This window comes from Candidatus Dormiibacterota bacterium (genome assembly GCA_035532835.1).
Classification (GTDB): Bacteria; Vulcanimicrobiota; Vulcanimicrobiia; order Vulcanimicrobiales; family Vulcanimicrobiaceae; genus DAHUXY01.
The window spans coordinates 58,955-72,013 of sequence record DATKQG010000012.1 but is presented as its reverse complement, the minus strand read 5'-3'; the positions used below and the strand labels follow the sequence as shown (position 1 = coordinate 72,013).

13 protein-coding genes are annotated in these 13,059 nt (G+C 63.3%); 9 read left to right on the top strand and 4 right to left on the bottom strand.

Annotation, left to right across the window (positions count from 1 at the left end; all coding sequences use genetic code 11):
• On the bottom strand, positions 1-1,104 hold a 1,104-nt coding region (locus VMW12_01925; GenBank protein ID HUZ48479.1), incomplete at its 3' end, for a divalent metal cation transporter.
• A 117-nt stretch (positions 1,105-1,221) separates the two neighbouring features.
• Here VMW12_01925 and VMW12_01920 point away from each other — a divergent pair.
• Entirely contained in the window at positions 1,222-1,656 is a 435-nt protein-coding gene (locus VMW12_01920) for a MauE/DoxX family redox-associated membrane protein (GenBank protein ID HUZ48478.1), read from the top strand.
• Positions 1,653-2,222 (top strand): TlpA disulfide reductase family protein, encoded by a 570-nt coding sequence (locus tag VMW12_01915; GenBank protein HUZ48477.1) that lies wholly within the window; start codon positions 1,653-1,655, stop codon positions 2,220-2,222. The genes VMW12_01920 and VMW12_01915 overlap by 4 nt, the downstream gene beginning before the upstream one ends.
• 12 nt (positions 2,223-2,234) lie before the next feature.
• Here VMW12_01915 and VMW12_01910 read toward each other — a convergent pair whose 3' ends face one another.
• Positions 2,235-2,984 carry a hypothetical protein gene (locus VMW12_01910; protein ID HUZ48476.1) on the bottom strand — a complete coding sequence of 250 codons (750 nt, stop codon included), beginning with the start codon at positions 2,982-2,984 and terminating at the stop codon, positions 2,235-2,237.
• 9 nt (positions 2,985-2,993) lie between these two features.
• Positions 2,994-4,022, bottom strand: coding sequence for an ADP-glyceromanno-heptose 6-epimerase (gene rfaD / locus VMW12_01905; protein ID HUZ48475.1), 1,029 nt, complete (start codon positions 4,020-4,022; stop codon positions 2,994-2,996).
• Positions 4,023-4,241: 219 nt separating this feature from the next.
• On the opposite strand from rfaD, the gene VMW12_01900 reads away from it, so the two are divergent.
• Genes VMW12_01900 through VMW12_01885 form a run of 4 tightly spaced genes read left to right on the top strand, consistent with a single transcriptional unit; the run spans position 4,242 to position 9,121 of the window.
• Entirely contained in the window at positions 4,242-4,781 is a 540-nt protein-coding gene (locus tag VMW12_01900) for a hypothetical protein (protein HUZ48474.1), read from the top strand.
• 22 nt (positions 4,782-4,803) lie between these two features.
• Complete coding sequence (locus VMW12_01895) at positions 4,804-5,604, top strand: TIGR00282 family metallophosphoesterase (protein ID HUZ48473.1); 801 nt, start codon at positions 4,804-4,806, stop codon at positions 5,602-5,604.
• Complete coding sequence (locus VMW12_01890) at positions 5,601-6,410, top strand: PHP domain-containing protein (GenBank protein HUZ48472.1); 810 nt, start codon at positions 5,601-5,603, stop codon at positions 6,408-6,410. The genes VMW12_01895 and VMW12_01890 overlap by 4 nt, the downstream gene beginning before the upstream one ends.
• Before the next feature lie 47 nt (positions 6,411-6,457).
• Positions 6,458-9,121, top strand: a complete 2,664-nt coding sequence (locus VMW12_01885) for a pitrilysin family protein (protein ID HUZ48471.1) — start codon at positions 6,458-6,460, stop codon at positions 9,119-9,121.
• Between the two features lie 2 nt (positions 9,122-9,123).
• Here VMW12_01885 and VMW12_01880 read toward each other — a convergent pair whose 3' ends face one another.
• Positions 9,124-9,744 carry a cyclodeaminase/cyclohydrolase family protein gene (locus VMW12_01880; protein HUZ48470.1) on the bottom strand — a complete coding sequence of 207 codons (621 nt, stop codon included), beginning with the start codon at positions 9,742-9,744 and terminating at the stop codon, positions 9,124-9,126.
• An 84-nt stretch (positions 9,745-9,828) separates the two neighbouring features.
• On the opposite strand from VMW12_01880, the gene ahcY reads away from it, so the two are divergent.
• The 3 genes from ahcY to VMW12_01865 all read left to right on the top strand — a co-directional run bounded on the left by ahcY (position 9,829) and on the right by VMW12_01865 (position 13,007).
• A complete protein-coding gene (gene ahcY / locus VMW12_01875; protein HUZ48469.1) occupies positions 9,829-11,100 on the top strand; it encodes an adenosylhomocysteinase in 1,272 nt (423 codons plus the stop codon).
• A gap of 1 nt (position 11,101) precedes the next feature.
• Positions 11,102-12,328 (top strand): methionine adenosyltransferase, encoded by a 1,227-nt coding sequence (metK, locus tag VMW12_01870; protein ID HUZ48468.1) that lies wholly within the window; start codon positions 11,102-11,104, stop codon positions 12,326-12,328.
• 82 nt (positions 12,329-12,410) lie between these two features.
• Positions 12,411-13,007 carry a hypothetical protein gene (locus VMW12_01865; GenBank protein HUZ48467.1) on the top strand — a complete coding sequence of 199 codons (597 nt, stop codon included), beginning with the start codon at positions 12,411-12,413 and terminating at the stop codon, positions 13,005-13,007.
• Positions 13,008-13,059: the final 52 nt, after the last annotated feature.

Below are 13,059 nucleotides of genomic sequence, written 5' to 3'. Positions count from 1 at the left end.
GCCGTTGAACGCCTCGACGTAGACCGTGAGCTGTATGAGCGGCAGATGCGGGATCAAGACGAAGCCCGCCGCGACGATGACGCATGCGAGGTAGAGCGCGGTGAAGCGCTTGGCGCGAAGGCCGTCGTTGAGCGAGCACCGCCAACCGAAGGCTTCGCCGAAGGCCCACGCGGTCGCGAGCGATACCACGAACGCGCCGAGCATCGACGCGCCGATCAACGCGGCCCCAAACGTCACGCCTGCGAACGGCCCGACGAGTGGTTCGAGCGCGAGCGCGGCGTGAGCGGCGTCGGTCACTTTGATATGGTTTACGAAGAGCGTCGCCGCGGTGGTAACGACCACCGCGCACATGATGACCTGCGTGGCGACGGCGCCGATGGCCGTATCGATGCGCGCAAAGATCATGTCGCGCACGCCCAGGCCCTTGTCGACGGTCGCGCTCTGTTGGTAGAAGATCATCCACGGCATGATGACCGCGCCGATGTTCGATGCGATCAACAGCAGGTAGTTATAATCGTGGAGAGGCTGATTGCCGAACAGCCCTTGCATGACGACCGCGCGCGTCGGCGGATGCGCCGCGAAAGCCGCCGGAATGAAGAGTAGCTCCATCAAGCAGAGCGCGAAAGCAAAGAGTTCGGCACGCTTGTACGACGCGGTGAAGATGACCACGCAAAGCAGAATCGCCGCCGCGATCACGAACATCGGCGCGGAGAGGCCGAAGATGTCCGCGGCGCCGGCAATGCCGGCAAATTCCGTTACCAACGCCGCGACGTTCGTGATGAGCATCGTACCCAGCGAAACCCACGTCCAGCCCAAACCGTAATGCTCGCGAATGAGCCGCGCGTGGCCCTTGCCGGTGACGGTCCCCAACCGCACCGTCATCTCTTGCACGACGAAGAGTGGAACGATGAGCATCACTTGCAGAAGGATGAGTTTGTATCCATACTGCGCGCCCGACGTTGCGGCGGTGGTGATGCTGCCCGCTTCGGTATCCGCGAAAGCCACCACGATGCCCGGCCCCAAGACCGCAAAAAAACGGAGGAGCCAGCGTCGCAGGCCTACGCGGCCGGATGCGTCCGGCGGGATGGAATCGATAGCAGCCATCGCTATCGTTAGGTTAGCCTAACTAAGAAGTGAGTTCCTCCGAGCAAAGTCGAATGAAAACCATGTTCGTTTTTCAATGAAGGGGAACGCCCCAAGCGAGGCGCAGCAGGCGAGCAGATGCCAACGGTCACCCTCGTCCTTCGCATCGCCCTGGCTGCGGTTCTCATCGTTGCGGGCGCGCTCAAAATCGGCCACGCGGCCGATCTAGCCTCCGCAATCGCCGGCTTTCGCCTCTTGCCCGGAGCCGTAGTGGCCCCGCTGGCGCTGGCGCTGCCGTACGTCGAGATATTCTTCGGGGGGTATCTGCTTCTCGGGCTCTTCACACGAACGGTCGCTATCGTGATTGCCATACAGTTCGCGCTCTATGCCGGGGCGATCGCTTCCGCGGTATTGCGTCACATTCCGGCCGACTGTGGATGTTTCGGCCCGCACGACGTCGCGACGGCGGATTGGCCGCATGTCGCTTTCGATCTCGCTCTTGCGGCGATTGCCGCGATTATCGCTTACGGCGCGCCCGGCGCGCTCGCTCTCGATCGGAGAATCCATCCATGAACAAGCGCACGCTGGGCGTCGCGTCAATCGTTGTTGTCGCGCTCTTGATCGTGGGTGCGATCGTATGGGTGCGGGTGCATCCATCGCAGCCGTTGCAGAACGCTTCGCAAGCGCCGACGATCGGTAAAGCGGTACTGGGCGCGACGGCGCCGGAATTTCAGGCTGCCACCACCGACGGTCCGTTCGATCTCGCAACCGCGAAAAAGCCGGTCTTTCTCGAAGTCTTCGCGACGTGGTGTCCGCACTGCCAGCGCGAAACGGCGGTCCTTAACAAGCTCTACGCCGCGTACAAGAATCGCGTCGCGTTCGTTGCCGTTTCGGGAAGCGATACGGGGATGGATGGCGCGTCGCCCGCCTCGGAAGTAGACGTCTTGAATTTTCGCACCAGGTTTCAGGTGCAGTATCCGGTGGCGTACGACGGCACGCTCGCCGTCGCAAATCTGTACTTACAGGGCGGCTTTCCGACGATCGTCGTGATCGATAGCCATAAGAAGATCGCGTATCTTACGTCGGGCGAGACGCCGTACGGCGAACTCGCCTCGCAACTCAATAAGGTGCTGCCTTAGCGGCTTAACAGGTTAATCGTTAGGCGGAAAGACGTAGTAGGGCGGCGGTACTGTCGGCGTGCCGATTTCCAGAACGATCTGCTGGTGTGCGAGCAGTGGAATCAAGCGCAGATCGCCATCGTACTTAACGCCGTCGACGTAAGCGACGACGGGCCCCTTGATACCGCCGACATCGCCGCGCGTGAGCGGCAGGCCCCAGATATCGAAGAACATGCCCAGATCGAACGCTCCGCCGTCCGGTGCGCCGATGCGCGGCGCTTCGACGTGAATGATGCCGCTCGCGTCGTGGGTATGGAGCCAATAGAGACAACCGCTGGGGAGCACCGGCGCCAGGCCGACGCCGCGAGGAATTTGGACCTGTTTACCGCGGTCGAAAATGGACAAGTGAGTGTGCACGTGGAGCGTTACGTACTCTTGCGTCGCGCAGGCGATACCGTCGACCGGCTGGCCCAAACCACCCCGCGCCGTCACCGGCAATTGGCTTCGACCGACGAGTTTGAAATACGGCGCGCCGAGGGTCTCTCCATCGGCGAGCTGGATCGGCTTGCCCGCCAGAGCGCTGCTCGGCAGCGGCGAGGGCGTGGCGTAGGCTTGCGCGATCTCGCGCGTCTGTTGCCAGCGCAATAGGGCAAACCCGGCGACCACCAGCACCATCACGACGCCGAAGGCGATGTAGACGATGCGCATCGGGTCGCGATGCGGCGGAGGGGCGGACGAACTGCCACGGCCGTGGCGACGGCTGGCACGCGAAGACTGTGGCATCGAACCTCTTTATATAGAAGCGGAAAGCAGAGATGTTGGAGCGTCGGCCGGGTCGAGCTGCCGGCCGGGGAGTAAATAGTTGCGCACGTATTCATCGACGGCGCGGTCGAGCGGGGTCTGCTCCCCATTGTATCCGGCCGCGCGCAGGCGGTCGATGGTGGCGCAGGTCGAGTACTGATACTTGCCGCGAAGGTGCTCCGGCATCTCCACGAACTCGATGCGTTCCGGCACGCCTAGCGCGCCGAAGATCGGGCGAACGAGCTCGAGCCACGTTCGCGCTTGGCCGGAGCCGACGTTCACGAGCCCGGTCAGCGAGGATTCCGCGACGAAGAGCGTCATGTCGACCGCGTCTTTAACGTAGATGAAATCGCGTTCTTGCGCGCCGTCGCCGAATTCGGGGCGATAGCTCTTGAAGAGCTTGACGGTGCCGCTCACGGTAATCTGCTCGTACGCCTTGTGCACGATGCTGCGCATCTCGCCCTTGTGGTCTTCGTTCGGGCCGAACACGTTGAAAAATTTCAGGCCGACGATGCTCTGCGCGAGCCCGGTGCGCTCGGCGTAGAGATCGAACAGATGCTTCGAATATGCATACATGTTGAGCGGACGCAGCGTTCGCAGGCCGGCTTCGTCGGAGAGCCCGCGCTCGAGGCCGCCATAGGTGGCGGCGGACGATGCGTAGACGAAGCGCGCGTCGATATCGACGGCCCAGTGCGCGAGTAGCTTGGTGTACTCGTAGTTGTTGCGCATCAGGTAGTCGGCGTCGGTCTCGGTAGTCGCCGAGCAGGCTCCCAAATGGAACACGCTCCCAACCGGGCCGATCGCCTCGGGACGGTTGGAGACCAGCTCGGCGAAATCGCCGGCGTCCAGGTAGTCGCGAAAGCGAAGCGGCACCAGGTGGCGCCACTTTTCGGACCGGTCCAGCCGGTCGACCACGAGAATGTCGTCGATCCCGCGGCGGTTGAGCAGCCAGATGAGGGCAGAGCCGATAAGACCGGCGCCGCCGGTGACCACGATGGGCCCCTTTGAGAGATCGTGCATAAGAGCGAACCCTCTATTCCCGCAGGTAAAACCTGGAGTCCTTCGGACCCGGCCTTTCGGCAACCGTCCCGGGGCCCGGGGGGTTACTTTTTACACCGGGGGGAGGGGTGGCCCCAGGGACGGCGTCGTAAAGACGTGGCCCCTCCCCCTAGATGCCCCCTCTTCCCGTGGGAATGTCCCCGGAAAGTACTGCGATAGCCGAAGATTATGCACACGCGAATGCCCGTAGAGAACGCCGATACCGTAAGCCTGGTCTGTGCACTGCTCGTGCGCTTTCCGGAGCTTGCTTCGATTCGTTCGTTGCCGGCCGAGCGGACCGTGCGCCTCACCTTCGCCTTACGCCAGCGCACCGACAAGGCAGCGCAGCGGGCGATCGCAGAGTCGATCGAGGACCATATTTCCGGGCTGCTGCTGCTGGGAAAAGACGAGCCGGCGATGCTGCGGGTGGAGTCGGAGAGCGACCGGAGCACGACGTTCGTTCACGTCACGCGGGATTCCGAGAGCTTCAGCAAAGACGAGTTGGAGATGCTCGTCGCGCTGCTGCGAGACCGCTTCGGCGAGGCGCTCGTGCGCAATCCGCTTCCCGACGATCACTTCGACGCCGATCCGGCGGCGCAGGACGAAGCGGCCCTCTACGCGATCGAGGCGCTGCGCGATCCCACGCAATCTAAAAGCCTCGTCGGCTTCCACGAAGAAAAGCACGTGCTCGTGTATTTCTTGAAGACCTCCAAAAAGAGCAAGGCCCCGGCTCGCCGCTAGCACGACAAGGATGTTCTGACCCATGGCACTCGGTAGTCTCAACCTGCTGCTGATCGGCGATGTCGTCGGCTCTCCCGGGCGGGATACGCTCAAACGGTGCGTGCCGATTCTACGCGAGCAGCATCACATCCACGCCTGTATCGCCAACGGCGAGAACGCCGCGGGCGGCTTCGGGCTCACGGCGCAGACCGCCGACGAGATGTTCGAGACCGGGGTCGATTTCATCACCAGCGGCAATCACATTTGGGATAAGCGCGATTTCAAGAGCTACTTGGAGTCCACCGATCGCGTCGTTCGCCCGGCCAACTATCCGCCCACGGCTCCCGGCCGCGGATACGGCACCTTTACGGTTGAAGGCGTGACGGTCGGCGTGCTCAACGTGATGGGCCGTACGTTCATGCCCCCGGTTGACGACCCGTTTCGTTGCGCCGATGCGGCGGTTGAGGATCTCCGCTATCTGGCCTCGGTGATCGTGGTTGACATCCACGCCGAAGCGACGTCCGAGAAGGTCGCGATGGCGCGCTTTCTGGATGGCCGCGTCGGAGCGATCTACGGAACGCACACCCACGTCCAGACGGCGGACGAACAGATTCTGCCCGGAGGCACCGCCTACATCACCGATGTCGGCATGACCGGGCCGACCGACGGCGTGATCGGGATGGAAGCCGAGGCGGTACTCGACCGTTTCATCACCGGGATGTCGGAGCGCTTCAACGTTCAAAAGACCGGGCCGAAGCAATTCTGCGCCGCCGTCGTCAGTTTGGATCCGAGTACCGGAAAGGCAACCGAAATCAAGCGCATTTTCTTGCGAGGAATCGCGTGAAGGTCGATTTTCATTCGCACACCTGCCGCAGCGACGGAACGCTGACGCCGCAAGAGCTGGCGACGTTCATGGGCGAACGCGGGGTTGAATTCTTCTCGATTTCCGATCACGATACGCTGGCTGCTTACGGGGAGTTCGAGCCGCCGCCCGGGACGCGCGTGGTGACCGGCATAGAGATCAATACGACCTATCGTAATAACGAGGTCCACGTTCTCGGCTACGCGTTGCCGTTGGACGGCGCCCCGCAATTGGAGGCGATGATCGAGCATAATCGCAGCGAACGCCTGCGCAGGGTCGATCGCATGGTCGAGCAATTGCGCCGCGCCGGGTATGGCATTACGAGTGCCGACGTGCTGCGGGCGGCCGGGGATGCCAACGCGGTCGGGCGTCCTCACGTCGCGCGTGCGCTGGTAGAATCGCAATCCGCACCCGACATCGAATGGGTCTTCCGCCATTTGCTGCGGGCGGGAAAACCGGGCTACGTGCCCTCGCTGCACGTGACGCCGAAGGAGGCCATCGAAGCGATTCACTCCAGCGGCGGCATCGCGGTCCTGGCGCATCCCGGCCGATTGAAAGACCGCGTGCTGATCGACGAGCTGGCGAGCTATGGACTCGACGGCCTCGAGGTCTTTTACCCGCTCCACGATGTCGATGAGATAGAGATCTTTCGGCGCAAGGCCGCCGAGTACGGGCTGCTGATGAGCGCGGGCGCCGATTTTCACGATATCCGTTACCACACGGGCGGCGTCGGCATGGAAGTGGAGCGCGCGGATATCGCTCCGTTCCTCGATCGGGTCTTGCGCTAGTCCCATCGCTCAAGGAACGGCGGCATGCGGTACCGCATAAGCGCGCGATGAACCGATTGCTAGCGATCGTGTTGGTTGGGTGTCTGCTCGTTCCCGCGGAAGCTTCGGCTCAACCGGCCCCTACGCCGCCTCCTGTCGTACAGTCAACGCTGCCTAACGGATTGCGCGTCGTGATCGTGCCGAACCGGCTCGCGCCGGTGGTCACCACGTCGCTGACGTACGGCGTCGGCTCCGACGACGATACGATCCCGGGCATCGCCCATGCGACCGAACATATGATGTTTCGCGGCACCGGCGATATTTCGTCGGACCAGTTCGCCGGCATTGCAACGCGAATCGGCGCGCAGTATAACGCCGAGACGACCAATCTTTTCACGCGCTATCACTTTACGGTGCCCGCGGCCTACCTCGGCGTGGTGTTACGCTTGGATGCCGATCGGATGACGGGCGCATCGATGCTGCCCGCGAGCTGGGCCGGCGAACGCGGCGCGATCGAACAGGAGGTCAAAGCGCACGAGAGCAGCCCGCTCTATCGCGTGGGCCTCAAGATGAATCAAGTCTTCTACGGCAAGACGCCGTACGCGCGCGAAACGGTGGGGACGATCGCCGGATTCGATCGCATGACGGCGGCCGATATCGCCGCGTTCTATCACACCTGGTATCACCCGAACAACGCAACCTTGGTGATTGCGGGCGACGTCGATCCCGCAGCGGCTCTCGCGCTGGTGAGTGCCGCGTTCGGTTCGATCCCCGGCGCGCCGTTGCCGGTGCGCGCTCCGGTCGTCATGCAAGCCCTGCCCACATCGACGATCGAACGCTCGATCGATTTTCCGGTGCCGTTTGTGGCGCTGGCATTCCGATTCCCAGGTTTGCGTGCCTCCGACTACGCGGCCTCGCAGGTGCTGATGGCGGCGCTCGATAGCCCGCGCGGCGCGTTGACGGATCTTGCCTTGAAAGGCAAAGTCCTCGGTGCGCTCGGCTTGGCGAGCGCCTACCCCGAAGTCGGCGACGGGATGTTTTTCGCGATCGCGCGTCCGGGCAGCGACCCGAAGCTTGCGCTGGCCGACGTGCGTGGCGTGCTGGCCGGATATGCGGCCACCGGCGTGCCCGCGAGCCTCGTCGAGGCAGCCAAAACGCGCATGCTGGCAGCCAAGGCGTATTCTGCAGCCTCGATCCCCGGGCAGGCGTTCGCATGGTCGGTAGCGCTTGCGCAGGGCGAAAGGACGCCGTTTGCGATCTACGATTCGATTTCGAAGGTGACGCCGAGCGACGTCGATCGCGTGCTGCGCGCGTACGTGGCGCCCGCCCATGAGGTCGCGCTGATCCTCCACGCTACCGCAGGCGCGTCGGTACCGAAGGTCGATACCGCGGGGCTAGCGGAGAACGTCGCGATCGCGCAGACGCATGCGGTGGCGCTGCCCGCGTGGACCGAACCCTATTTTGCGGCGCCGCTGCGCGCTCCGCGGGCAGACGATTCGGCGCAGAGCTATCATCTTGCGAACGGACTCACCCTGGCGGTCCGTCCGGAGTCGTTCTCGCCGACGGTGGTGCTGCAAGGCCACATTCGCACCGCTCCGGATTTATACGAACCGCACGGCAAGAGCGGCGTAGCGACGCTCACGCAAACGCTGCTCGCGTTTGGAAGTGCCGGTTACGATTTCAAAGCCTATCAGGCGCAGCTCGATGCGATCGCCGCGAACGTCGGGCTCGGCACGTCGTTTTCGTTGACGGTGCGCGCGCAGGACTTCGATCGCGCCGTAGCGCTGCTCGCCGACGGAGAATTGCAGCCTGCGTTTCCCGCAAGCGATTTTGCGTTGATGCAGCGGAATTACGCGCAATCGCTGCTCGCGATGCAGAACCGTCCGGAGACGCAAGCGCAACTCGCGCGCATCGACGCGCTCTACCCCAAGGGCGACCCGCGCCGCCGCCACGCAACGGGCGCGAGCGTTGGCGCACTCACGCTGGCCGACGTGCGCAAGTGGTACGCATTCGCTTATCGGCCCGACCTCACGACGATTGCGATCGTCGGCGACGTCTCGCCCGCGCATGCTAAAGCGGCGATCGAGCGCTCGTTCGGCGCGTGGCGGGCTAAAGGCCCGAAGCCGGCGTTCGTCTATCCGGTGCTGCACGCCGGAAAGAAGGCGACGTCCGTTACCGTCGCATCGCCGACGAACAAGCAGTCCGACGTGACGTTGAGCCAGGTGATCGGCCTGCACCGCGGAGACCGCGACGCCATCGCGATCCAACTCGCGAATACGTTGCTTTCGGGCGAAGGCACGGGATCGCTGCTGTTTCGCGACGTTCGCACGCGCGCCGGTTTGGTCTATTCTATCGATTCGGATGCGCAGATCGGACGGACGGGATCGACGTTCTCGGTGAGCTTTGCTTCGGATGCCAAGAACGTCGCGCGCGCTCAGGCCGCAGCGGATGCCGCCATCGAAGGGCTGCGCACCGATCTCCTTCCGGTCCAGGACGTGCAACGCGCGAAGGCCTTGCTGCTCGCGCAAGGCATCCTGCAACTGGATACCTACAACGGCGTCGCCGATGAGTTGTTGCAGACGAGTATCGACGGGATCAGCGCCAACGATATGTATCGGTACTACACGCGGCTGCTCGCGATCACTCCCGAGCAGATCCGTTCGGCCATGCGCAAATGGGTCGATCCCAAACGCTTCTCGCGGGTGGTGGTCGAGCCGCAGGGCTCGCCGTAGCGCTACGCGGCCAGGAGTTTGGCAACCGCCGTGCGCACGGCTTGCACGAGCGCGGCGGAGCGCCGCTCGTAACGCGCGAGTTCGTTCGCCTGCGATGCGATCGTCGCAGCATCGCGCATGAAGCGGTGGTTGACGCGCACGTTGTAGGCGCACGCCGCCAGCGCAGCGGCCGCGAATTCAGCGGCGCAGCCGAGATCGCTTGCCAGGTTGCGGTTCGGGATATCCAGCGAACGGTGGGCGAGGGCCAGCACATCAAGGGCTAGCCTGGCCGCATGCAAGGGCTCCGCGGCCGCATGGGTGAGCGCGCGTTCCAAGGCCGATTGCCTGGTCGCCGCCTCGGCTTCGCTCCCCTTGGGAAGCGCCTGGGCGGCCACCACGGCGCCGAAGGCTGCCTCGTCCTTGACGCGTGCCGCCTCGAGCTGCGCGCGCAGGGCATCGGCCTTCGCGGCCAGCTCGCGTGCAAGAGGATGCTGGGCGGCCCGTTTTGGGTTTTCGAGGTTGACGCGGGCCACCATCGCCACCAGGGCGGCGCCGCTGGCTCCGACGATGGTCGCAGCACTTCCGCCTCCGGGGGTCGGCGTTTTGGACGCGAGGCGTGTTAAGTAGTCTGTAAGGCTATCCACGCCGGGGCAATTCGGCGGGGCTGGCGATACTTCTGCAGAAGCAACGATAGTTTGTAATCCCCCCAATCCTTTAGGAGTCACGTCGTGCCTGTCACGGAAAAGCTTGCTGGTGATGTTAAAGACCGCAGCCTGGCAGAAGCCGGTCGCGCGCGTATCGCGTGGGCCGGAGCCTATATGCCGGTGCTTGCGCAAATTCGCGATCGGTTCGAGATCGAGAAGCCGCTCAAGGGCGTGCGCATCGGCGCCTGCCTGCATGTAACCACGGAGACCGCGAACCTCATGCTCGCGCTCCAGGCCGGTGGTGCGGAGATCGCGCTGTGCGCGAGCAATCCGCTCTCGACGCAGGACGACGTTGCCGCTGCGCTCTGCGAATACGGCATCCCGACGTACGCGATCAAGGGTGAAGATAACGCCACGTACTACGCGCACATCGAAGCCGTGGTCGCATCCAAGCCGCAGATGTCGATGGATGACGGCTGCGATTTGGTGACGACGATTTACACCAAGCACAACCATCTGCTCAAACATATGATCGGCGGCTGCGAGGAGACCACGACCGGCGTCATTCGCCTCAAAGCGATGGAGAAGGACGGCGTGCTGCCCTACCCGGTTATCGCCGTGAATAACGCGCTGACCAAGCATATGTTCGATAACCGCTACGGCACCGGGCAATCGACGCTCGACGGCATCATTCGCGCAACCAACGTGTTGCTCGCGGGACGCACCGTCGTGGTCGTCGGCTACGGCTGGTGCGGGCGCGGCGTGGCCTCGCGTGCCTCCGGCATGGGCGCACACGTCGTCGTTACCGAGATCGATCCGCGCAAGGCGATCGAAGCGGTGATGGACGGCTACCGCGTGATGCCGATGAGCGATGCGGCCAAGATCGGCGACGTGTTCGTCACCGTGACCGGCAACTATCACGTGATCCGCGAAGAGCATTTCAAGGTGATGAAGGACGGCGCGATCGTCTGCAACTCCGGGCACTTCAACGACGAGCTCGACCTCGAAGGCATCGAGCGCATCAGCAAGGGCAAATTCGAGCCGCGCGCGTTCGTCGAGCAGTTCGAAATGCACGATGGCCGCAAGGTCTGCATTCTCGCCAACGGTCGTCTGGTCAACCTGGCCGCCGGTGAAGGACACCCCGCATCCGTGATGGACATGTCGTTCGCAAATCAGGGTATGGCGGCGGCGTATCTTGCGAAGAACCATTCGACGCTCGAGAAGAAGGTCTACGACGTACCGCTCGAGATCGACGAAGAAGTCGCAACGCTGAAGCTCTCGTCGATGGGCATTGAAATCGACACGCTAACCCCGGCGCAGGTGAAGTACATGGCGTCGTGGTCGGAGGGAACATAACGTGGGCGATTACCGCCGGCTCTTTACATCCGAATCGGTAACCGAAGGGCACCCGGACAAAGTCGCGGATGCCATTTCGGATGCCGTGCTCGACGCATTACTGCGCGAAGACCCGATGTCGCGCGTGGCGGTCGAGACGTTCGCGATCACCGGCCAGATTCACATCGCCGGTGAAGTGACGACCAAGACGTACATCGACATCCCGCGCATCGTGCGCGATACCATTCGCGAGATCGGCTACACGAAGTCCGCCGTCGGCTTCGACGCGGAAACGTGCGGCGTGAGCGTTTCGATCGACGAACAGTCGCCCGACATCGCAATGGGCGTCGATAAATCGATGGAGGCCAAGGGCGGCAAGGACGACGAGTTCGAGCAGACCGGCGCGGGCGACCAGGGTATGATGTTCGGCTACGCGTGTCGCGAGACGCCCGAACTGATGCCGCTCCCGATCGTGCTGGCGCACAATCTCACCCGCCATCTCACCGCGATGCGCAAGAACGGCGACATTCCGTACTTGCGTCCCGACGGAAAATCGCAAGTAACCGTGGAGTACGACGGCGATACGCCGGTGCGTGTCGACGCGGTCGTCATCTCGACCCAGCACGACCCGGATATTCCGCTCGATGTGATTCGCAACGAAGTCACCGAGAAGATCATCAAGCACGTGATTCCGGCCGCGCTGCTGGATAAGAACACGCGCATCTTCGTGAATCCGACCGGACGCTTCGTCATCGGCGGGCCCAAGGGCGACGCCGGTTTGACCGGGCGCAAGATCATCGCCGATACGTACGGCGGGATGGCGCGCCACGGCGGCGGCGCGTTCTCGGGCAAGGATCCGACCAAGGTGGATCGTTCGGCTGCGTATGCGGCACGCTGGGTCGCAAAGAACGTGGTCGCGTCCGGCCTTGCCGACCGGTGCGAAGTGCAGGTGGCGTATGCCATCGGCGTCGCGGAACCGGTAAGCGTATTGGTCGAGACCTTTGGAACCTCGAAGATTCCCGAAGAACAGATTGCGGCGGCGGTAAAGAGCGTATTCGATCTGCGTCCCGCGGCGATCATTCACTACCTCAACCTGCGTCGCCCGATTTATAAGCAAGTCTCGGCGTACGGACACTTCGGCCGTTCGGACCTGGATCTGCCGTGGGAGCGCTTGGACAAAGTCGACGCGCTTCGCAAGGCTACCGGTTTCACCGGCGAGGCGCTGCGCGTCCCGAACTTCGCCAACTAGCGAGTCGCACAATAGCACCAGCAAAGGCACTTCGGAACCTTCCGGGGTGCCTTCGCGTTTAACCGGCATGGAGAACTTCGCAATGAATTTTCGTCGCAGCATGACGGCCCTCGTGGCGGTCGCCGCCCTCGCGGGCTCGGCGCTAACGGCATCGGCGCAAAGCACCACGTTGACGCTCTACCAGGGCACGCAGTTGAACGGTCGCTTGCAGCAAGCGATCGATACCGGCAGCGCCCACGTCGGTGACCGGTTCGCGATGGACGTGGTGCCCCCGTATCCCAGCGGCAACCCGGCCTTCCAGGGCGCGATCATCGCCGGTGAAGTGACCAGTGTCACGCCGGCCGCGCAGGGACGCAAGGCCTCGCTCGGGCTGCAGTTCGATTATCTGCGCTTGGCCGACGGCAGCACGGTCGACATCTCCGCGAGCATGACGTCCGACCAGAAGAACCAACAGCAGAAGAATGGCGGCCACGTCGCCCTGACGACGCTCGGTGGCATGCTGCTCGGCAACGTCCTCGGTAAGACGATCTTCCACACCGGCGGCGGCGGCATCGTCGGCGCGGCCGGCGGCTTACTCTACGGTATCAACAAACAATCCAATTTCAGCCTGCCGACCGGATCGAACGTGCAGATCACGCTCAACCAGACGGTAACGATTCGCAGACAGTCCGGACCCTAACGCGAGTAGGGGAAGGCGGAATGAGGCTCGTCCCGTAAGGGACGGGCCTCAT